The sequence below is a fragment of the Winslowiella toletana genome (assembly GCF_032164335.1).
Classification (GTDB): Bacteria; Pseudomonadota; Gammaproteobacteria; order Enterobacterales; family Enterobacteriaceae; genus Erwinia; species Erwinia toletana_A.
This window is the reverse complement of sequence record NZ_CP134152.1, coordinates 768,709-789,409: the sequence shown is the minus strand read 5'-3', so window position 1 is coordinate 789,409 and position 20,701 is coordinate 768,709. Positions and strand designations below refer to the sequence as shown.

The 20,701-nt window shown below is 52.0% G+C and carries 16 protein-coding genes; 2 read left to right on the top strand and 14 right to left on the bottom strand.

Features of this window, described 5'->3' with window-relative positions; genetic code table 11:
- Positions 1–429: 429 nt before the first annotated feature.
- The 6 genes from dapB to ribF form a co-directional block, all read right to left on the bottom strand.
- Positions 430–1,251 (bottom strand): 4-hydroxy-tetrahydrodipicolinate reductase, encoded by an 822-nt coding sequence (dapB, locus tag RIN69_RS03630; protein ID WP_313855634.1) that lies wholly within the window; start codon positions 1,249–1,251, stop codon positions 430–432.
- A 304-nt stretch (positions 1,252–1,555) separates the two neighbouring features.
- Positions 1,556–2,509 (bottom strand): 4-hydroxy-3-methylbut-2-enyl diphosphate reductase, encoded by a 954-nt coding sequence (gene ispH, locus RIN69_RS03625; protein WP_313855633.1) that lies wholly within the window; start codon positions 2,507–2,509, stop codon positions 1,556–1,558.
- Positions 2,490–2,960, bottom strand: coding sequence for an FKBP-type peptidyl-prolyl cis-trans isomerase (fkpB, locus tag RIN69_RS03620; protein WP_313855632.1), 471 nt, complete (start codon positions 2,958–2,960; stop codon positions 2,490–2,492). The genes ispH and fkpB overlap by 20 nt, the downstream gene beginning before the upstream one ends.
- Before the next feature lie 3 nt (positions 2,961–2,963).
- The gene (lspA, locus tag RIN69_RS03615; RefSeq protein WP_313855631.1) at positions 2,964–3,470 is read right to left on the bottom strand and encodes a signal peptidase II; all 507 of its coding nucleotides are present in this window, start codon (positions 3,468–3,470) and stop codon (positions 2,964–2,966) included.
- On the bottom strand, positions 3,470–6,286 hold the full coding sequence (gene ileS, locus RIN69_RS03610) for an isoleucine--tRNA ligase (RefSeq protein WP_313855629.1): 2,817 nt from the start codon (positions 6,284–6,286) through the stop codon (positions 3,470–3,472). Before ileS ends, lspA begins: the two co-directional genes overlap by 1 nt.
- A 38-nt stretch (positions 6,287–6,324) precedes the next feature.
- Entirely contained in the window at positions 6,325–7,263 is a 939-nt protein-coding gene (gene ribF, locus RIN69_RS03605) for a bifunctional riboflavin kinase/FAD synthetase (RefSeq protein WP_313855627.1), read from the bottom strand.
- 318 nt (positions 7,264–7,581) lie between these two features.
- On the opposite strand from ribF, the gene rpsT reads away from it, so the two are divergent.
- Entirely contained in the window at positions 7,582–7,845 is a 264-nt protein-coding gene (rpsT, locus tag RIN69_RS03600; RefSeq protein ID WP_313855626.1) for a 30S ribosomal protein S20, read from the top strand.
- Between the two features lie 201 nt (positions 7,846–8,046).
- Here the strand turns inward: rpsT and RIN69_RS03595 are convergent, their stop codons facing one another.
- From RIN69_RS03595 to tal, 8 genes are all read right to left on the bottom strand, one after another.
- Positions 8,047–10,089, bottom strand: a complete 2,043-nt coding sequence (locus RIN69_RS03595) for a trypsin-like serine peptidase (RefSeq protein WP_313855625.1) — start codon at positions 10,087–10,089, stop codon at positions 8,047–8,049.
- A gap of 549 nt (positions 10,090–10,638) precedes the next feature.
- On the bottom strand, positions 10,639–11,529 hold the full coding sequence (gene nhaR / locus RIN69_RS03590) for a transcriptional activator NhaR (RefSeq protein ID WP_313855624.1): 891 nt from the start codon (positions 11,527–11,529) through the stop codon (positions 10,639–10,641).
- Positions 11,530–11,633: 104 nt separating this feature from the next.
- Positions 11,634–12,794 carry a Na+/H+ antiporter NhaA gene (nhaA, locus tag RIN69_RS03585; RefSeq protein ID WP_313855622.1) on the bottom strand — a complete coding sequence of 387 codons (1,161 nt, stop codon included), beginning with the start codon at positions 12,792–12,794 and terminating at the stop codon, positions 11,634–11,636.
- Positions 12,795–13,065: 271 nt separating this feature from the next.
- Complete coding sequence (dnaJ, locus tag RIN69_RS03580; protein WP_313855621.1) at positions 13,066–14,214, bottom strand: molecular chaperone DnaJ; 1,149 nt, start codon at positions 14,212–14,214, stop codon at positions 13,066–13,068.
- Positions 14,215–14,367: 153 nt separating this feature from the next.
- The gene (gene dnaK / locus RIN69_RS03575) at positions 14,368–16,278 is read right to left on the bottom strand and encodes a molecular chaperone DnaK (protein ID WP_313855619.1); all 1,911 of its coding nucleotides are present in this window, start codon (positions 16,276–16,278) and stop codon (positions 14,368–14,370) included.
- Positions 16,279–16,519: 241 nt separating this feature from the next.
- Positions 16,520–17,824 carry an MFS transporter gene (locus RIN69_RS03570; protein ID WP_313855617.1) on the bottom strand — a complete coding sequence of 435 codons (1,305 nt, stop codon included), beginning with the start codon at positions 17,822–17,824 and terminating at the stop codon, positions 16,520–16,522.
- Positions 17,825–17,952: 128 nt separating this feature from the next.
- Positions 17,953–18,540: a molybdopterin adenylyltransferase gene (gene mog, locus RIN69_RS03565; RefSeq protein ID WP_313855615.1), complete on the bottom strand. Its 588-nt coding sequence runs from the start codon at positions 18,538–18,540 to the stop codon at positions 17,953–17,955.
- A 144-nt stretch (positions 18,541–18,684) separates the two neighbouring features.
- Positions 18,685–19,638 carry a transaldolase gene (tal, locus tag RIN69_RS03560; RefSeq protein WP_313855613.1) on the bottom strand — a complete coding sequence of 318 codons (954 nt, stop codon included), beginning with the start codon at positions 19,636–19,638 and terminating at the stop codon, positions 18,685–18,687.
- A gap of 221 nt (positions 19,639–19,859) precedes the next feature.
- Between tal and yaaA the strand changes: the two genes are divergently transcribed.
- A complete protein-coding gene (gene yaaA, locus RIN69_RS03555) occupies positions 19,860–20,636 on the top strand; it encodes a peroxide stress protein YaaA (protein ID WP_313855611.1) in 777 nt (258 codons plus the stop codon).
- Positions 20,637–20,701 lie beyond the last annotated feature (65 nt).

Genomic DNA, 20,701 nt, shown 5'->3' with positions numbered 1-20,701 from the left:
TATTAATTCATAATCATAGCCTGAATCAATGTAAAAACCGCCTGAGATGTCGATTTTTGGCAAATTGCGCGCATTCTAATGATCGCCCTGTCGATTGTCTACCCTGAAGGCCACTTTTTCATACTTTTTTAGCCTGCTGACAGGAAAAACAGAAGATTTGCACTGAAAACAGCAGACAACCCCGTGATAAAACCGATTGCCTGGTGAAATGATTTTAATTTTGGGGTAATTATCAGTAAAAAGTAGACCAAATGGTCAAAATTAGCTTGCAGCAGGGCTAAAAATCACAGATAAGTTACTATTATAAGAACAACAAAGGATTTGATTAACCTAACACCTGTTTTTGAAAAATAAAAAGGGCAATAAAATTATTGCCCATATAATCATAAGGTTATGATTAAAATAACCACATCACGATGGTCGCAACACTTACAGATTCTCTAAACCAAGCACGTCACGCATGTCATAAAGACCATTTTTCTGCAAACTTAACCACTGAGCCGCACGAACCGCACCATTTGCGAAGGTCATACGGCTTGAAGCCTTATGAGTAATCTCTACACGCTCACCGACATCTGCAAACATCGCAGTGTGCTCACCGACGATATCGCCAGCTCTGACGGTAGCAAAACCGATGGTTTTCGCTTCACGCTCGCCGGTGTAACCTTCACGCGCGTACACCGCGTGTTCTTTTAAATCCCAGTCCATTGCATCGGCAATCGCTTCGCCCATCGCCAGCGCAGTACCCGATGGCGCATCCACTTTATGACGATGATGCGCTTCAACAATTTCAATATCGGCGTAATCACCCATCACTTTGGCGGCTTTTTCCAACAGCTTCAGAACCAGATTAACGCCGACGCTGAAATTGGCGGCGAACACAATAGCGATATCTTCGGCAGCTGTTTTGATCGCCGCTTTACCCGCATCGTCGAAACCGGTGGTGCCAATCACCATCGCTTTCTGATGCTGACGGCAGAAAGCCAGATATTCCAGCGTGCCTTCCGGGCGAGTGAAATCGATCAGAATATCGAAATCATTAACCACCGCATCAAGGTTGTCGCTCACCTTAACGCCGATAGCGCCAATTCCGGCTAACTCACCCGCATCGCTACCGACCAAAGAGGATCCACTGCGCTGAAGTGCAGCTCCCAAGCGCACGCCTTCGGCTTGCTGAGTAGCCTGAATCAGCTGACGCCCCATGCGCCCGGCGGCACCGACGATGGCAATACGGATTTCTGAATGACTCATAATAATTAATTCCTGACAACGACCTGTACCTGCAAACAGGCAGGCACTAAGACTAATGAGGTTAACGAGGTGACTACAAATGCGCCACAATAATCACAGCATAATTAGAATTTTACGCCAGCGGGAAGGGATTATCAGTAAAACAAATCATCAGGGGAGGTGTGAAAGGCAGGATAAAGGACAAGGTTCAGGGATTGCGGTAAATGTAGCGGAGCCGTTTTCGGCTCCGGTCCTGAAGGTATGCAGGGTGCAAACCGGTGGTACGGACGGCGATAGCGCCGCCCCTACATGCAGAGAGATGAAATCAGTCTACTTGTTTAACCTCAACACGTAGCTCTTTCGGCACTTCAAACACGATATTCTCTTCGCGGCCACTCAGCTCGATAGCCGGTTCGCCGCCCAGCTGGCGCAGGCGTTGAATCACTTCCTGTACCAGAATATCGGGCGCTGAAGCACCAGCAGTCACCCCAACACATTTGATATTGCTCAGCCAGCTTTCCTGAATATCTTCCGCAGAGTCAATCAGGCGTGCCAACTTACCAGCACGCTGCGCCAGCTCAGCCAGTCGATTGGAGTTGGAGGAGTTTTTCGAGCCAACTACCAGCACCACATCGGCATCCTGCGCTAAGCTGCGCACCGCTTCCTGACGGTTAGTGGTGGCATAACAGATATCATCTTTGCGCGGGCCGATGATTTTTGGAAAGCGCTGGCGCAAGGCATCGATCACATCCGAGGTATCATCAACCGACAGCGTGGTCTGGGTCATAAAGCACAGGTTATTTTCGTTCTTCACCTGCAGCTTACTGACATCGGCCGGTGACTCCACCAGGTACATGCCCCCTTGCGGGTTGCTGTACTGCCCCATAGTACCTTCCACTTCCGGGTGGCCAGCGTGACCGATCAGAATCGCTTCGGTGCCTTTACGACTGGCTCGCGCCACTTCCATATGCACTTTGGTGACCAGCGGGCAGGTAGCATCAAACAGCATGGTCAGATCGCGTGCGCGCGCTTCAGCCCTAACCGCCTGAGAGACACCGTGGGCAGAGAAGATCAGAATCGAGCCATCCGGAACTTCAGCAATCTCTTCAATAAAGATCGCCCCACGCTCGCGCAGACTATTGACCACGTAACGGTTATGCACCACTTCATGTCGCACGTAGATTGGCGCGCCGTACATCTCCAGCGCGCGCTCTACAATACTGATTGCGCGATCAACACCGGCGCAGAAACCGCGCGGGTTAGCCAACAGGATTTGCATTGGTCCCCTCCAGTTGCGGATCGATCTCCAGCACCTCGATATCAAACTGAATGGTTTGCCCTGCCAGCGGATGGTTAAAATCTACGGTGATCGAATCACCGGAGATTTCACGGATCACGCCTGGCATTTCGCTACCACCCATCCCGGTAAACAGCATAATAGCACCGATTTCCGGCTCCCCCGCCTGCACAAAATCACGGCGGGAGAAATACTGAATCATATCCGGGCTGGCCGCGCCGAAGGCCGATTCCGGCGGCAAGCTGAAGTGATGCTTATCGCCGGTTTTCAGACCAAGCAACGCCTGCTCCAGTCCTTCTGACAGGCTGCCATCGCCCAGCCGAAACAGGGCAGGCTTGCCATTGGCACGCGTCGACTCCGCCGTTGAGCCATCTTCCAGCTTCAACGTAAAGTGCACCAGCACCGCGCTATCGTGCTGTACTGAATCAGTCATGCCTTACCCTTTCTCTTTAGCCTGTTTTCCGGCAGGAGTAATAAACCCCTCCAGAACGATCAACGCCGCACCGATACAGATGGCGCAGTCGGCAATATTGAAGGTGGCAAAATGCCAGTCACCCACATAGAAGTCGATAAAATCGACCACAAAGCCGTGATAAGAGCGATCAAACAGGTTGCCAATCGCGCCGCCAACAATCAGCGCGTAGGCAATATTATTAAGCTTCTGGCTGGCAGAGGTACGGTACATCATCACCAGCAATGCGACGACAATCGCAATCGCAATACCGGCAAAGAACCAACGTTGCCAGCCACCTTTATCGGCGAGGAAGCTAAATGCCGCGCCGTAGTTGTGTGCGTAGAAGAGATTAAAGTATGGCATCACTGGCACCGACTGATGCAGCATCAGATTATCCATAATCCATTGCTTGCTGGCAAAGTCGACAACAATCACTACCAGCACCAGCCACAGCCAGCGCAATCCGGTCGATAAAAGGGGTTTACGCATCAGGCAAATTTACGCTCTTCGCCGTTACCGGCTATGTTAGTGACACAGCGACCGCAAACTTCTGCGTGCTCCGCGTTCTGACCGACGTCAGTGGTGTAATGCCAGCAGCGTGGGCACTTCTCGCCTTCCGCTTTGTGCAGGGCGATTTTCAGCCCTTTCAACACGTCACTCTGCTGTGCTTCTTCGCCAGCCAGCGCATAATCAGCAACCTGTGCCCCCGAGGTCAGCAGCACAAAGCGCAGCTCTTCGCCAAGGCTGTTCAGTTTCTCAGCCAGCGCCGCATCGGCATACAGTGTTACGGTGGCTTCCAGCGATCCGCCCAGACGCTTATCAGCACGCGCCTGCTCGATCACGCGGTTAACTTCACCACGCACTTTCAGCAGCTCAGCCCAGTAAGCATCGTTCATTGGCTCATCTTCAGCCAGACCAAATAACCCGTCGAACCACTCTTCGGTGAACACGTACTGAGTACGTTTACCTGGCAGGTAGCCCCAGATCTCATCGGCAGTAAACGACATGATCGGCGCCATCCAGCGCACCAGCGCCTCAACGATAAAGTACAGCGCAGTCTGGCAGCTACGACGTGCCAGCCCATCCGCTTTGGCGGTGTACTGACGGTCTTTAATGATATCCAGATAGAACGAGCCCATCTCAACCGAGCAGAACTGCATCAGGCGCTGAACCACTTCATGGAAGTCGTAGTTCGCGTAAGAGGCAATGATATCGTCCTGTGCAGCTAACGCACGGCCTACCGCCCAGCGATCCAGCACGACCATCTCTTCCGGTTTCACCATATCGGTTTCCGGGTTGAAGCCGTTCAGGTTAGCCAACAGGAAACGTGCGGTGTTACGGATACGACGGTAAGAGTCAGCAGAGCGCTTCAGGATTTCGTCAGACACCGCCATTTCACCGGTGTAATCGGTTGAAGCCACCCACAGACGCAGGATGTCGCCACCCAGCTTATTCATCACGTCCTGCGGGCTGACGGTGTTACCAATTGATTTCGACATCTTGCGGCCCTGACCATCAACGGTGAAACCGTGAGTCAGCACCTGTCGATAAGGCGCCTTGCCTTTCATCGCGGTCGAAATCATTAATGAAGACATAAACCAGCCGCGATGCTGGTCGGAACCTTCCAGATACATATCCGCGCTGTGGCCGCCAAACTCAGGACGCACATCAACCACTGAAGAGTGGGTCGAACCAGAGTCAAACCACACGTCCAGCGTATCCGGCACTTTCACGTAGTCGTTGGCTTCTTCACCCATCAGATCTTTTGCGTCCAGATCCCACCAGGCCTGAATACCATCAACTTCTACGCGCTTAGCGACTTCTTCCATCAGCTCCAGCGAACGCGGATGCAGCTGTTCAGTCTCTTTATGGACGAACAGCGCCATCGGCACACCCCAGGTACGCTGACGTGAGATACACCAGTCGGGACGGTTAGCAACCATGGATTCGATACGCGCCTGGCCCCAGTCCGGGATCCACTGCACGCCTTTGATCTCTTTCAGCGACTGCGCACGCAGACCCTTCTGATCCATGCTGATAAACCACTGCGGGGTAGCACGGAAGATGATCGGCGTTTTATGACGCCAGCAGTGCGGATAGCTGTGGAACAGTTTTTCCAGATGCAGCAACGCGCCTTTCTCACGCAACAGCTCAACGATGATATCGTTAGCTTTAAAGACCTGCACGCCATCCAGCGTCGGATAAGTGCCGGTGATAAAGCAGCCGTCCGGGCCAACCGGGTTAGCGGTCTCCAGACCATATTTCTGGCCGATGACATAGTCATCCGGACCGTGGCCTGGCGCGGTATGCACCGCACCGGTACCGGCATCGAGGGTGACGTGCTCGCCCAGCACAACCGGCACATCAAAACCGAGGAAAGGATGCTGGAAACGCATCAGTTCCAGCTCGGCACCGGTGGTCGTGCCCAGTACGGTCCACTCGCTGACGCCAGCACGCTTCATCACGCTCTCAACCAGGTCTTTGGCGAGGATCAGCGCTTTACCGTCGATCTGCACCAGCTGGTACTCAAATTCAGGATGCAGAGAGATAGCACGGTTAGCCGGCATGGTCCACGGAGTGGTGGTCCAGATCACCAATGCAATCGGGCCAGTCACGCTGGCTACGCCAAATTTCGCTTTTACCGCTTCAGTATCGACGGCATTGAACATCACATCGATAGAAGGAGAGGTTTTGTCATAATACTCGACTTCCGCTTCTGCCAGCGCAGAACGGCAATCCAGACACCAGTGCACCGGCTTGGCACCTTTATGCAGGTGGCCATTACCGATGATTTTACCCAGCGCACGGATGATGTTGGCTTCGGTCTGGAAGTTCATCGTCAGATAAGGACGATCCCAGTCGCCCAGCACGCCGAGGCGGATAAAGTCTTTCTTCTGACCTTCAACCTGTTCAGCAGCATACTTACGGCAGGCCGCACGGAACTCAGCCGCACTCACCTTCTCACCCGGCTTACCGATCATCTGCTCAACTTTATGTTCGATTGGCAGACCATGACAGTCCCAGCCCGGCACATAAGGCGAATCAAAACCCGCCATGCCTTTCGACTTAACGATAATGTCTTTCAGAATCTTGTTTACTGAGTGACCAATATGAATACTGCCGTTCGCGTAAGGAGGGCCATCGTGCAGAATAAAGGTTTTTTTCCCTTTTTTGGCTTCGCGGATGATGCCGTACAGATTGTCATCATACCAACGTTGCAGCATTCCCGGTTCGCGTTTGGCCAGATCGCCACGCATCGGGAACCCCGTTTCCGGCAAATTCAGGGTAGATTTATAGTCACTCATCAGATTCTCGGTTCCGTTTGTCGGTTCAGTTTCAGTTCTTAAACCGGTGTTTGTAGCCCAAAAAAGTTTCGGGCAGTCACCACATCTTTAGCAATTTGCTCTTTTAGCGCATCGAGCGAGGCGAATCGCTGCTCGTTACGGATTTTTTGACAGAGCACCACATCTATATGGCGTCCGTACAGGTTCATTGCAACGTCCAGCAGATGAACTTCCAGCTGTTGACGTAACCCGGCAACGGTCGGGCGGGTACCTATATTGGCAACACCGGGCAGCGGTTGCTCAGCAAGGCCATATACTTCAACCGCGTACACCCCTTTCACCGGTGAAACTGAGCGGCGCAAAGGAATGTTTGCGGTGGGAAAACCAATGGTGCGGCCCAGCGCATCGCCATGTACCACACGGCCAGAAATGCTGAAGGGATGCCCCAACAGCGATTGAGCCAGCGCCAGGTTGTCTTCCGCCAGCGCCTGGCGTACCGCAGTACTGCTGATACGCTTCCCGCTGTCGCAGAAGGTCTGGGTACTGATGACGTCAAAGTCATATTCGACGCCCGCTTTCTGTAATAACAGGAAATCCCCCTGGCGACCAGCGCCAAAGCGGAAATCATCGCCAACGGCGAGAAACTGCACGCCAAGCTTGTTAACCAGCAAATCGGCAACAAAACTTTGCGCGGTCAGTGCGGCAAAGCGACGGTCAAAGCGGACACAGAGTACCGCATCCACCCCGGCTTCAGCCAGGTAACGCAGTTTTTCGCGCAGGCGCGTCAGGCGCGCAGGCGCTTTGTCAGCCGCGAACAGCTCCAGCGGCTGAGGCTCAAACAGCATCACCATCACCGGTAAGCCGCGCTGACGCCCTTCTTCGCACAGTCGTGCCAGCAGAGCCTGATGACCGCGATGCACGCCATCAAAGTTGCCAATGGTCAGCACGCAGCCGCGATGCTGCTCTCTGAGATTATGTATGCCGCGGATAAACTTCATGGCTGACTCAAATTTGTGGAAATCGGCGGATTATACCTTGTACAGCGATTAAGGTTAACCCGCGATTGTCCCGTTTAGCGGTTTCTGATGCTGTTTTCAGTGAGATGGCAGCGACTTAGTCAGATAACAGACAATTTTATCGGGAAAGGCTGTATTCGTCATGACGATGCTGGTAGAATCCTGCGCCATCACAACGTAATCAAGTGTCGTCAGATTAACGGCGCTTATTTGCACAAATCCATTGACAAACGAAGGCTAAAAAGGCATATTCCTCGGCCTTTGAATTGTCCTCAATAGAAAATATTTGGGAGTTGGACCTTGGCTAATATCAAATCAGCTAAGAAACGCGCCGTAACGTCTGAAAAGCGTCGTAAGCACAACGCTAGCAATCGTTCTATGATGCGTACTTTTATCAAGAAAGTATACGCGGCTATCGCTGCTGGCGATAAAGAAGCTGCACAGAAAGCATTTAACGAAATGCAACCAATTGTGGACCGTCAGGCAAGCAAAGGCCTGATCCACAAAAACAAAGCTGCACGTCATAAGTCAAACCTGACTGCAGAGATCAACAAACTGGCTTAATGCTAAGTTGTTAATCGGCTTTGAAAGAGACCGGCCTAACCGCCGGTTTTTTTACGTCTGAATTTCAGGTGAATGGTTGCCAGCAGAACGAATACCACAAAAAAAATGTGGTCATGCCCAGGGCACGACCACATCGATTCATCAGAAGTCAGGGCTTTTGGTCAAGTGACCGGCCACCACCATTATCGCCTTCCGTCTTTCTTAGATGGTGAAATCAATATTTATCATAATCGCCTGTTCAAACCCGTCGCGTTTCTGCTTCAGTGGCAGAATGCCGGTATAGCGACCAGAAGGCAGACCCGGGTTGCTCCCATACCAGAATCGCAGATCAAGGTTTGCGGTTTGCGCAGTGGAACCACAACCAACAATCGACTCCATCGGGCCACTGCCTGGCGCTCCTGCACAGCTGGTTTTACGCAGTACATCCAGGTTTACCAGCTTTACTTCACCGCGCGCATTTTTCAGCGGCACCTGAACGCGTGTTGAACCGCCGCCAGCCACACTCGTGGTGGCCAATGGCCCCTGCCCCTGATTAACGGCAATAAAGCCGAAATTGTTGCTATGAGACATACGCGGTGTCTCAAGGTGCTGCGTGGTCATATTAAACGATCTTACCGACGTTCCAGGCGTAAACGGCGATACAAATGGGTCGTAATGCGCGTAGCTAAATGGAACAACCAGGTTTCTTATCAACTCATTTTGCAAGTTTGTGACTCGCAACGCCATAAATCCGCTATAGGCTGGTGAGGTTAACGTCGCGTTATCTTCAGCTAATACACTCAGCTCAAGGAAACGGTCACCCGCTGCAGTAGAGCACGGCTGTGCGGCATTTAAATCCGTCAGGCCACAAGGCGTGCGCACCTGCATACGTACATTGATCTGTTCAACGGCCCCACCTGTTGCTCTCAGTTTCGCTACAAATATCGAATAGCTGCCAAAATGCTGCATGCGCCCTTCATAGTGCGAGGATACTTTGACATCTCCCCAGCTCGTCAGATGAGCAGGTTGCGCAGGAATATAAGGATTGACAGTAAGATTAGTAACCGAAACCTTTCCTTGACCCACAGTTAGCGGATAAGTCGTGTTCGGCCCCGGGACTGTCGCTTTAATTAAATCATAAAGTCGCGGAGCGCTTATACCAACGTTCTCAGTGGACGTCCCACCAACATGCAATCCCGCAATAGTATTGTCAGCCTGCACGATAACCGGCGCTCCTGAGGAACCAGCAGAAGTATCACAGTTGTAGCGTACATAGTGACCACCGGTACTGCCGATCAGAGTGCAGGGGCCACCATCGTCATGGCGATCATTTATTTTCTGAACTCCGCCCCAGAGTTGATGAGCAACATATACCGGAGTACCGGCAGGCAGAGAGCTTGCCGAGTTAAGCCACAGATTACCAAATATTTGCCTAATCCCCGCTTCCTGATAATCATTGGCATTGACAGCATAAAGCGCATAATCATTGTTTACGTTGTTGTTTCCAGCCTGCAACTGACGTTCAGTACGCATGCTTACTACATGTGAGACGGAATTCGAGTTGCACCCGTTGTTCTGATAGTTATATTGCAGTAAAAACGATGAATTTGGCGCGTGATCAATAACATGGTGATTAGTGATCGCGTAAGGACCGCCGGCAAGATTCCATCCTGTAGCGCCAGCAAATCTCATTGATGCCTGGCTCGTGTTATACAATACGGGTTTAGATTGCTCGTAGCAGCGGGAATCGACTGCCTGATTATTTCCGATGATATTTTTTGAACCTATCTCGTCATCACTCGCCGCAGGGTAGCTGAAATGAGAAACAATCGCCCGGTCGTTATTCGCGTGACGGTTGAAGCGATCGGGATAAACCAGCTGCACCAGCGCGGTGTTGCCGCGAATGCTGCTGTCAAAGTTGGTACCACTGCCGTCATACAGTGCTTTATGGTTAATAATTTCTGTCTGCTGCCCGTCCGGCGAGGAGACGCGTAAATAAGCCCCCGGCTGTAAGCTTACGTCACTGAAATGAATCAGCAGTTCGCTGGCGCCCGCTTTGGTTATCGTCACTGTGGCATTGCCGTCCACGCCAAGCTTTTCTGCCAGGTTAACATTGATTTTTTCATCAATATAGCCGGGATTTGCCGCAGTAAGCGGTACCCCGGCACTGACATCAGCATCGATAGCAGACATATTTGCCTGCGCGGCGGGCAGACAACAGGAAATCGCTGCCGCCAGCAAAGTTTTCTTCAAATTTATATTCATAATAAAAGCCCTGGTAAATTAGATGGTATTTTTTAAATTAATTCCAAAAGTGACTTTACGTATCATTTTATTAATCGTCAAAATTCAGACCGTGTAAAAACAGCATAAATTCCGTTAAGTAATTACAATGAAAAACCACAATTACATTAATTTTTCTCAGGACCTTATAAATTAATATTAATTAAAAAACATAAGGTTAGGCCACACTTACCATGGCAACAATCTTAATGGATATTAATAACCAATAAGCAAAACAGAAAGCCCAATACGTTATTTACTTATTCAATTCACTACTTTACGATCCTTGATATATAAATATCCACTATCTTATAATTATAGAGAAAAATCTTAATCCAATATAAATAGTTACTCTTTTCGAATAGCAGAAATTTCTTAATAAATTATCGGAAAAAGCGATTCCGGCTGATACCGTTCGCTTAGCGTGAAATGACGGGCGTCGCCCAAAGGAGCCATAACAGGCTCCTCAAGCCAGGGAGAATGAAGGTTTTCGCTACGGGCGACGATAAAGAAAGGCGGCCTTTCTTATCTTTACTGTGGAAACAACGCGGTAAAATCTTTATTGCAGATACGCTGCACTGCAGGATGCTGAATCATCCGTTCGGCGAAGATCACGTGATACTCCTCCATCACATTATCAATCCGTCCAATCTCGACAATTTCATCATCATTATAGATATCCTGACCGTACAGTGACGGCGCAACAAAAATCGCATTATTCGATGCGCCAAACGCCTTCATCAACGCCGCATCATCAAACTCGCCAAGAATCTCGACCTGCAATCCCTGGGAATGAAACCAGTTAAGCAGCTTGCGCCCAAGCATTGAACGGCGGCCAGGAATCAGTAAGCGCCGCTGCTCAAGGCAGGCCGGAAAGCTCTTATCCGGCAGCGGGCGGGTACACCAGAAACTGATGCCGCACTCGCCAAGCTTCACCGAGAACAGCCCTTCCTGCTGGGTGGAATCGATGGAGCAGTCGGACAGAATCATATCCAGCTTGTGCTGGCTGAGCTGCTCCAGCAGCATTTCATGCGTCGACTCATAGCAGCGCAGATGAATCTTCTCATCATCACGCACTGCAGTTTCCAGCACCTGGCTGACCAGACGTTTGGACAGCGCATCCGCGACGCCAACGTCAAACAGCAGGTTCGACTCCTTGCGGTAGTTAACGATATCCAGCATCTCCTGGCTCAGGGTAAACATGCGGTCGGCATAGCGAAAAACCAGCTGCCCCAATTCTGACGGCACCAGTCCACGCCCCTGACGCTTAAACAGTTTGCCCTGCAGGCGATCTTCCAGCGCTTTAATTTGCCCGGTAATGGTTTGTGGCGTCAGAAACAGTGCTTCGGCGGCCCCGACTATCGACCCTTCCTTGCACACCTGCCAGAAGTAATAGAGATGGTTGTAATTGATATGAGACATGCGCACGGGGATATTCCTTTACTGCAGCCGGATAAGCTCCAGCTTAGCGTATTACCAGCCGAAAAAAACACGGCAAACCTGCAATTACAGGTTTGCCGTTGTGGTTATTTCAGCTTGATACGCAGCAGCAGATAGCCGATAACTGCGGAGGCTATCGAACCAATCAGGATGCCCAGCTTAGCGAGGGTAATCAGCGCCGGGTCGATGTCGCCAAAGGCCAGTGAGGCGATAAAGATCGACATGGTAAAACCAATGCCGCACAACACACCGACCGCGACAATATTCGACATGGTAGTGCCCTGAGGTAACTTCGCCAGCCCCAGCCTGACCGCCAGCCAGCAAAACAGGGTAATGCCCAGCGGTTTACCAATAAGCAGGCCAACCATAATTCCCAGCGGCAGCAGCGAGAACATATCGCCGGCAGAAATACCGTCCAGCACCACACCGGCATTGGCAAAGGCGAACAGCGGCAGAATCAGCCAGCTTACCCACGGATGCAAGCCATGCTCGAGTTGTTCGGCCGGAGAATGCCCGTCTTTCTTCGCCAGTGGAATAAAGAAGCCGACAATCACGCCCGCCAGAGTGGCATGCACCCCAGACTTCAGTACCGCCGTCCACAGCACCATACCCACCAGCAAATACACTGCGGTACTGCGTACATTAGTCGCGTTGAGCAGCGCCAGCACCACAATCGCCGCCGCTGCAACCGCCAGCGCCGTCATTGACAGCTCGTTGGTGTAGAACAGCGCAATAATGATAATGGCCCCGAGGTCGTCGATAATTGCCAGTGCCATCAGGAAAATTTTCAGCGCTGGCGGCACCCGGCTACCCAGCAGCGCCAGGATACCCAGTGCAAAGGCGATATCAGTAGCAGTAGGAATTGCCCAACCGCTGCGTGTCACCTCGTCACTGCCGTTAAACAGCAAAAACAGCAAACCCGGCACAACCATACCGCCAACGGCCGCGATCAGCGGAAATATCGCCTGCTCACGGCTGGCCAGTGCGCCGACCATCAGCTCGCGCTTCACTTCGAGGCCAATCATCAGGAAGAACAGCGCCATCAGCGCATCATTGATCCACAGCAACAGATTTTTGCTGATATCAAGGGCGCCAAAGCGAAACTCTACCGGCGTAGCCAGCAGTGAGAGATAACCTTGTTGCGTCGCTGCCGTATTGGCCAGCACCATTGCCAGCGCCGCGGCCAGTATCAGCACCACGCCGCTGGTCGCTTCATTCTTAAGCAAACGTTTTATCTGAAGAAACATATTTTCAATCCCTGTTTGTTGCCTGTTTCAGTACTGGGGCAGAAGCATACGCCGTTTGAAGCATCGAAAATAACAGTTTATTCAGCACATTCAGCTCGGAAAAAACGAAGCATAGGCTTATCAAGCAAAATTAAGCAGTTAAGGGAGGGAGAGGGGAAAGTGGATAAAAAAGACTCAGGAACAAAAAAAAACCGCATCAGCGGCTTTAGTTTTAAACAGTTACTCAGGATCCAGAAAAACTGCTCCCTGCCGTTGCAGGGAGCAATCCGCATTAACGGGTCAAATCGTCAAAAAACTTTTTCACACCGTCAAAGAAGCTCTTGGAGCGTGGGCTGTTTTTCTCGCCGGAGGGGCCACCGAAACTCTCTTCCAGCTCGCGCAACAGCGATTTCTGTTTTTCACTCAGGCTGACCGGCGTTTCTACCACTACACGGCACAGCAGATCACCCTGACTGCCACCACGCACTGATTTGACACCTTTGCCGCGCATGCGGAACAGTTTGCCGGTTTGGGTTTCGGCCGGCACTTTCAGATTCACGCGGCCATCCAGCGTCGGCACTTCAATTTCACCACCCAGTGCTGCCATCACAAAATTAATCGGCACTTCGCAGTACAGGTTGTTATCTTCACGTTCGAAGATTGGGTGTTTTTTCACCTGAACCTGAACATACAGATCGCCCGCTGGTGCTCCCTGCTCGCCAGCTTCACCTTCACCGGTCAGGCGGATGCGGTCACCGGTATCGACGCCAGCCGGGATTTTAACCGACAGGGTTTTCGACTTCTCGACGCGACCGTGGCCGTGACAGGCGTTGCAAGGATCTTTAATTATTGAACCACGACCGTGACAGGTCGGACACGCCTGCTGCACGGTAAAGAAGCCCTGGCGCATCTGCACCTGGCCTGCACCATGACAGGTTGGGCAACTCTGGGGCTTGGTGCCCGATTTCGCCCCGCTGCCGTGGCAAACGTCACACTCTTCCAACGTGGGAATGCGGATCTCTTTGGTCACGCCGCGTACCGCTTCTTCCAGCGACAGCTCCATGTTGTAGCGTAAATCAGCGCCGCGAGCGGCACGCTGACGACGGCCTCCGCCAAAGATATCGCCGAATACGTCGCCAAAGATATCACTGAAGTCAGCACCGCCGCCGCCACCGAAGCCACCGCCGCCGTAACCGCCACCGCCCATACCACCTTGTTCAAAGGCTGCATGACCGTACTGGTCGTAGGCCGCACGCTTCTGATCGTCGGTCAGAATTTCGTAGGCTTCCTTCACTTCTTTAAATTTAGTCTCGGCTTCTTTATCGCCCTGGTTGCGGTCAGGGTGGAATTTCATCGCCAGGCGTTTGTAGGCCTTTTTGATTTCACGCTCTTCCGCCGATTTCGGAACGCCTAAAACCTCGTAATAGTCTCTTTTCGCCATTGTTAGTTGTCCTGCCCTTAACATGCGTGCACGGGCGTGGAGAGAACTCCTACGCCCGTGCGGGTTACCTCTACCCTGCAATGGCTCCTGGCCGGGAGCCTTGCATACTCTCGTCAAGGACAGCGAAACCGCTATCCTTGCCGCTCAGGGCGATTATTTTTTGTCGTCTTTTACTTCTTCGAATTCAGCGTCGACAACGTCGTCGTCTTTCTTCGCAGAAGCGTCGCCAGCATCAGCCGCGCCAGCCTGTTGCTGCTGGGCAAATTCCATCAGCTTGCTGGAAACTTCCATCAGAGCCTGCATTTTGGCTTCGATTTCAGCTTTGTCTTCGCCTTTCAGCGCGGTGTTCAGATCGTTAAGTGCCGCTTCAATCGGTGCTTTGTCGTCTGCTGGCAGTTTATCGCCGGCTTCGTCCAGCTGCTTACGCGTGCTGTGCGACAGATGATCGGCCTGGTTGCGAACCTGAACCAGCTCTTCGAATTTACGGTCAGACTCGGCATTTGCTTCCGCGTCACGAACCATTTTTTCGATTTCATCATCGTTCAGACCAGAAGAGGCCTTGATGGTGATCTTCTGCTCACGACCGCTGTTTTTGTCTTTCGCTGATACGTGCAGGATACCGTCCGCATCGATGTCGAAAGTCACTTCAATCTGTGGCATACCGCGTGGTGCGCCCTGGATACCGTCAAGGTTGAACTGGCCCAGTGACTTGTTATCCGCCGCACGTTTACGTTCACCCTGCACCACGTGAATGGTTACCGCAGACTGGTTATCTTCAGCAGTAGAGAACACCTGGCTGTGCTTGGTTGGGATGGTGGTGTTCTTGCTGATCAGCGCAGTCATCACGCCACCCATGGTTTCGATACCCAGTGACAGTGGAGTCACGTCCAGCAGCAGTACGTCTTTAACGTCGCCCGCCAGTACGCCACCCTGAACTGCAGCACCTACCGCTACCGCTTCATCCGGGTTCACGTCTTTACGTGGTTCTTTACCGAAGAATTCAGCAACTTTCGCCTGCACCATTGGCATACGAGTCTGACCACCGACGAGGATAACGTCGTTGATATCAGAAACAGACAGACCCGCATCCTGCAGTGCCACTTTCAGCGGCTCAATAGAACGTGCTACCAGGTCTTCAACCAGTGATTCCAGTTTCGCACGAGTCACTTTGATGTTCAGGTGCTTAGGACCAGTAGCATCCGCAGTGATGTACGGCAGGTTCACGTCAGTCTGCTGTGCAGAAGACAGCTCAATTTTAGCTTTCTCTGCGGCTTCTTTCAGACGCTGCATTGCCAGTGGATCGTTGTGCAGATCGATGCCCTGATCTTTCTTAAACTCAGCCACTAAATAGTTGATCATGCGGCTGTCGAAGTCTTCACCACCGAGGTGGGTATCACCGTTGGTCGCCAGTACTTCAAAGGTTTTTTCGCCGTCAACATCATCAATTTCGATGATGGAGATATCGAAAGTACCGCCGCCGAGGTCGTATACCGCGATAGTGCGGTTGCCAACTTCTTTATCCAGACCGTAGGCCAGAGCCGCTGCGGTTGGTTCGTTGATAATACGTTTTACGTCCAGACCCGCGATACGGCCGGCATCTTTGGTCGCCTGACGCTGCGCATCGTTAAAGTAGGCTGGAACAGTGATAACCGCTTCAGTGACTGGCTCACCCAGATAATCTTCAGCCGTTTTCTTCATTTTTTTCAGCACTTCAGCAGAAACCTGCGGTGGTGCCATTTTCTGGCCTTTCACGTCAAGCCATGCATCACCGTTGTCTGCTGCGGTGATTTTGTATGGCATGATTTTCAGGTCACGCTGTACTTCTTCGTCCTGGAAGCGACGGCCAATCAGGCGCTTAATCGCGAACAGAGTGTTCTGCGGGTTAGTCACAGCCTGACGTTTAGCCGGCTGACCTACCAGAATCTCGCCATCTTGCGTATAAGCAATGATTGAAGGCGTGGTGCGATCGCCTTCCGCATTTTCCAGCACGCGTGCTTTGGTGCCATCCATAATTGCGATACAAGAGTTGGTTGTACCCAGGTCAATACCAATAATCTTACCCATCTAAACGTCTCCCACTTAAATTCGTCAATTCATCATTAATCTGCTTGTGAACCAGTTATGCGGGCGATTTACTCTGTTTCAAGCGCCGGCGCAGGCTTTTTTTCTGGTTCAACAATTCTGGATGACAACTAGATGGGGCCGCTTCGCACAGCATCAAGGGTTAAAACTAAAAAAAATTCTCTTTTGTTAAAACAGCACAGGCCCGCCTGAGCGAGCCTGTAAGGGTGATGATCCGCGAAGATTAACGCGCGCTGACCTCACCGGGTGCCAATGGCTGACGGCGCTCGCCGGCCAGCCATAGCCCCAGCAGCAGGCCGATTAGCGCCAGCGCCAGCACGTACCACGCCGGAGCCATCGGCGTCAGCTTCATCATCAGGGTGACGAAGATGGGCGTCAGACCACCAAAAATGGCGTAAGAGAGGTTGTAGGAAAAAGAGATGCCGGTGAAACGCACTGCCGCCGGGAAAGCCCGCACCATAACAAAAGGCACCACACCGACCACGCCGACGCTGAAACCGGTAATCGCATAGGCAATAAACAGATACTCTGGCGCCGTTGCCACGCTATGGAAAAAGCTCCAGCTGCATATCGCCAGCAGCAGACTGCCCGCCGCAAGGATTTTCGCCGCGCCAAAGCGATCGACCAGCAATCCGGCAACAATACAGCCAACAATCAGCATCACCGTAGCCAGACTATTAGCCTGTAATGCGATGGCAGCGGCAATGCCGTGCTGCTTTTGCAGCAGCGTCGGCGCCATCAAAATCACCACCACAATGCAGGCGGACAGCAGCCAGGTCAGCAGCATCGACACCGCGACAGCACGCTTATGATCTGCCAGCACGGTTTTCAGCGGCAGCGCCTCGGAAAGTTTTTTCCGCGCCTGCATCTCGCGAAATACCGGCGTTTCCTGTAACCAGCGGCGCAGGTACATTGCCAGCAGGCCAAAAATACCACCGAGAAAGAACGGGATTCGCCAGCCGGTTTCGGCAATCGCCTGTGGCGACATGCTGGTATTAATCAGCGTGGCGACCAGCGACCCCAGCAGAATGCCAAAGGTTAATCCGGCCGTCAGCGTGCCGCAGGCAAAACCAATACGTTTTTCCGGCACATGCTCAGCGACAAACACCCAGGCTCCAGGCACTTCACCGCCAATCGCTGCGCCCTGTAACATGCGCATCAACAGCAACAGTATCGGTGCGGCCATCCCAATGCTCTGGTAAGTGGGCAGCATGCCGATCGCCAGCGTCGGCAGCGCCATCAGCAGAATACTCAAACTAAACATCTTTTTACGGCCGATTTTGTCACCGAAGTGCGCCATCACAATACCGCCAAGCGGGCGCACCAGATAACCGGCCGCGAAGATGCCAAAGGTTTGCAGCTGACGCAGCCATTCGGGAATATCAGCCGGGAAGAAAAGTTCGCCAATTACCGCCGCAAAAAACACGAAGATAATAAAGTCGTAGAATTCCAGCGCACCGCCCAGTGCCGCCAGAGAGAGGGTTTTATAATCCTGCCGGTTTAAGCGGCGTGCAATGTGTTGATCCATGATTTTTCTTGCATTTCCAGAGGCAGAGTAGAAAGGGTATAGCGAAAGATGTAAAGCTAATCTGACTATACCGTCAATCTCTCGCCACACCCAGCCGTGCTGGATTTTATGCCTGAAAAATTCGTTTTTCAGTCGTTTGTGTCACGTCTGGCGCTTTTCGGGCGAAAAGCTGCTACCACACTGGCGTGCGTCTCAATATACGGCCCGTCCAGCAGTTGAATGCAATACGGCACGCTGGCGAAAATGCCGTGAACACGGGTGTTGCCCTGCTCATCCTTCAGGCCTTCCAGCGTCTCTTTGATCGCTTTCGGCTGGCCTGGCAGGTTGAGAATCAGAGACTGCTTGCGAATCACCCCAACCTGACGCGATAAAATTGCCGTTGGCACAAAGTTCAGGCTGATTTGTCGCATCTGCTCACCGAAGCCGGGCATCTCCCGGTCGGCGACGGCCAACGTGGCATCCGGCGTCACATCGCGCCGCGCCGGGCCGGTGCCGCCGGTGGTCAGCACCAGATGGCAGAACATTTCGTCCACCAGCTCGCAAATCGTCTGTTCAATCATCGGCTGCTCGTCAGGCACCAGACGTTTTTCCAGCTCAAATGGCGTATCCAGCGCCTGACTAAGCCACTCTTCCAGAGCCGGCAGCCCCAAATCCTGATAAATGCCGTTAGATGCGCGGTCGGAGACCGAAATCAAGCCTATGCGTAATGTATTCATGGTGTATTCGCTGCGTAGTCGCGGCCTGCAAAACAGCAGCGGCGCGGTTTAAAAAGGAGTGTTACTTAGCAGGATAATACATTGAAGCGGGGATGGGATACAAAACAGAAACCGTGACCAGCGTTCTGATCACGGTTATTGCCGTTACAGCAGGTCGGCAATCATCTTCTCAAGTTTGCCCTGGTCGATGGCAAAGTTGCGAATGCCCTGCGCCAGTTTGTCGACCGCCATTGGATCCTGGTTGTGCTGCCACAGGAACTCAGACTCGGTCATTTTCGCCGGACGTGCTTTTACTTCGCCGGTGTAAGACAGCTTGCGCTCAACGGTGCCTTCGCTTTCCGCCAGCTCTTTCAGCAGGTTCGGGGAAATGGTCAGACGGTCACAGCCGGCCAGTTCCAGAATCTCACCGGCGTTACGGAAGCTCGCGCCCATCACTACCGTTTCGTAACCGTGCTGCTTGTAGTACTCATAAATTTCAGAAACAGAAACTACGCCTGGATCTTCAGCTGGCGCGTACTCTTTCTTGTCGGTGTTGGCTTTGTACCAGTCGAGGATACGACCAACGAAAGGAGAAATCAGGAATACGCCCGCTTCGGCACAAGCACGCGCCTGCGCAAAGGAGAACAGCAGCGTCAGGTTACAGTTGATGCCTTCTTTTTCCAGCTGCTCAGCGGCACGGATACCCTGCCAGGTTGACGCCAGTTTAATCAGAATACGGTCGTTGCTGATACCTGCATCGTTGTACAGTTTGATCAGGCTACGCGCTTTAGCGATGCTGGCTTCGGTGTCGTAAGAAAGACGAGCATCAACTTCAGTCGAGATACGGCCAGGGATCAGCTTCAGGATTTCCAGACCGATATTCACTGCCAGTTTGTCAGAGGTGAACTGGATCTGCTGTTCTTTATCGCTGCTCTGCTCGCGCGCCCAGGCGATCGCTTCATCGATCAGTTTACGGTATTCAGGGATTTGCGCGGCGTTCAGAATCAGAGAAGGGTTGGTGGTAGCATCCTGCGGCTGATACAGCTTCATCGCTGCGATATCGCCGGTGTCAGCAACCACGGTAGTCAGCTGACGTAAGGAAGTAAGTTTGTCCGTCATAGTTGTCATTCTCATCAAGTTAGACTGTCAGGGTGTGAAAAAGTCTGTGGTCGATAATATCACTTGTCCTTCGTCGCGCAAGGTAAGGTTACCGGTAAAAACATAGCCAGCACGAATAGCAATGATTTGCCTGTCCTTATGGCTTTTTTGCTACAGTTACCGTATCGGAATAGCAACCAAACAGATGATATCCTTGTGAATCACTGTCAGGAATAGAATATATGTTGATGGTTATCTCTCCGGCTAAAACGCTGGATTTTGACAGTCCGCTGGCAACTAAACAGTTCAGCCAACCCGCACTGCTGGACAAATCACAGCAGTTAATTGATGTGGCGCGCAAGCTTTCACCGGCGCAAATTGGTTCGTTGATGCATATCAGCGATAAGCTGGCCGAACTGAATGCCCAGCGTTTTAACGACTGGCAGCCGCCCTTCTCGCTCGACAATGCGCGTCAGGCGATTCTGGCGTTTAAAGGCGATGTTTATACCGGCCTGCAGGCAGAAGATTTCAGCAAAAAAGATTTCGATTTCGCCCAGCAGCATCTGCGTATGCTTTCCGGCCTGTATGGCCTGCTGCGCCCGCTCGACTTAATGCAGGCATATCGTCTGGAAATGGGGATCAAGCTGGAAAACCCGGCGGGAGCCAATCTCTACAGTTTCTGGGGCGATACCCTGACCGAAGCGCTGAATCAGGCACTGGCCGAACAGGGCGATGAGGTACTGATCAATCTGGCTTCCGATGAGTATTTCAAAGCGGTGAAGCCGAAAAAACTCAATGGCCGGATTATCAAGCCGGTGTTTCTCGACGAGAAAAACGGCAAGTTTAAAGTGATCAGTTTTTACGCCAAAAAGGCGCGCGGCCTGATGAGTCGCTATATTATTCAACAGCGACTGACCAAACCAGCCCAGCTGAAAAAGTTTGACCTTGAAGGTTACTTCTTTGATGTCGAATCAAGTTCAGAGGATGAACTGGTGTTTAAGCGCCACGAGCAGCAGTAAGATTTGCTGGCGCAGGCGTGATAACTGACGCCTGCGCGTTAATACTGAGTAAATGTTAAAAGACG

Bases quoted from the DNA above. Each gene is read 5' to 3' on its own strand.
- dapB (WP_313855634.1), bottom strand. From the start codon at position 1,251: ATGAGTCATTCAGAAATCCGTATTGCCATCGTCGGTGCCGCCGGGCGC.
- ispH (WP_313855633.1), bottom strand. From the start codon at position 2,509: ATGCAAATCCTGTTGGCTAACCCGCGCGGTTTCTGCGCCGGTGTTGAT.
- fkpB (WP_313855632.1), bottom strand. From the start codon at position 2,960: ATGACTGATTCAGTACAGCACGATAGCGCGGTGCTGGTGCACTTTACG.
- lspA (WP_313855631.1), bottom strand. From the start codon at position 3,470: ATGCGTAAACCCCTTTTATCGACCGGATTGCGCTGGCTGTGGCTGGTG.
- ileS (WP_313855629.1), bottom strand. From the start codon at position 6,286: ATGAGTGACTATAAATCTACCCTGAATTTGCCGGAAACGGGGTTCCCG.
- ribF (WP_313855627.1), bottom strand. From the start codon at position 7,263: ATGAAGTTTATCCGCGGCATACATAATCTCAGAGAGCAGCATCGCGGC.
- RIN69_RS03595 (WP_313855625.1), bottom strand. From the start codon at position 10,089: ATGAATATAAATTTGAAGAAAACTTTGCTGGCGGCAGCGATTTCCTGT.
- nhaR (WP_313855624.1), bottom strand. From the start codon at position 11,529: ATGTCTCATATCAATTACAACCATCTCTATTACTTCTGGCAGGTGTGC.
- nhaA (WP_313855622.1), bottom strand. From the start codon at position 12,794: ATGTTTCTTCAGATAAAACGTTTGCTTAAGAATGAAGCGACCAGCGGC.
- dnaJ (WP_313855621.1), bottom strand. From the start codon at position 14,214: ATGGCGAAAAGAGACTATTACGAGGTTTTAGGCGTTCCGAAATCGGCG.
- dnaK (WP_313855619.1), bottom strand. From the start codon at position 16,278: ATGGGTAAGATTATTGGTATTGACCTGGGTACAACCAACTCTTGTATC.
- RIN69_RS03570 (WP_313855617.1), bottom strand. From the start codon at position 17,824: ATGGATCAACACATTGCACGCCGCTTAAACCGGCAGGATTATAAAACC.
- mog (WP_313855615.1), bottom strand. From the start codon at position 18,540: ATGAATACATTACGCATAGGCTTGATTTCGGTCTCCGACCGCGCATCT.
- tal (WP_313855613.1), bottom strand. From the start codon at position 19,638: ATGACGGACAAACTTACTTCCTTACGTCAGCTGACTACCGTGGTTGCT.
- yaaA (WP_313855611.1), top strand. From the start codon at position 19,860: ATGTTGATGGTTATCTCTCCGGCTAAAACGCTGGATTTTGACAGTCCG.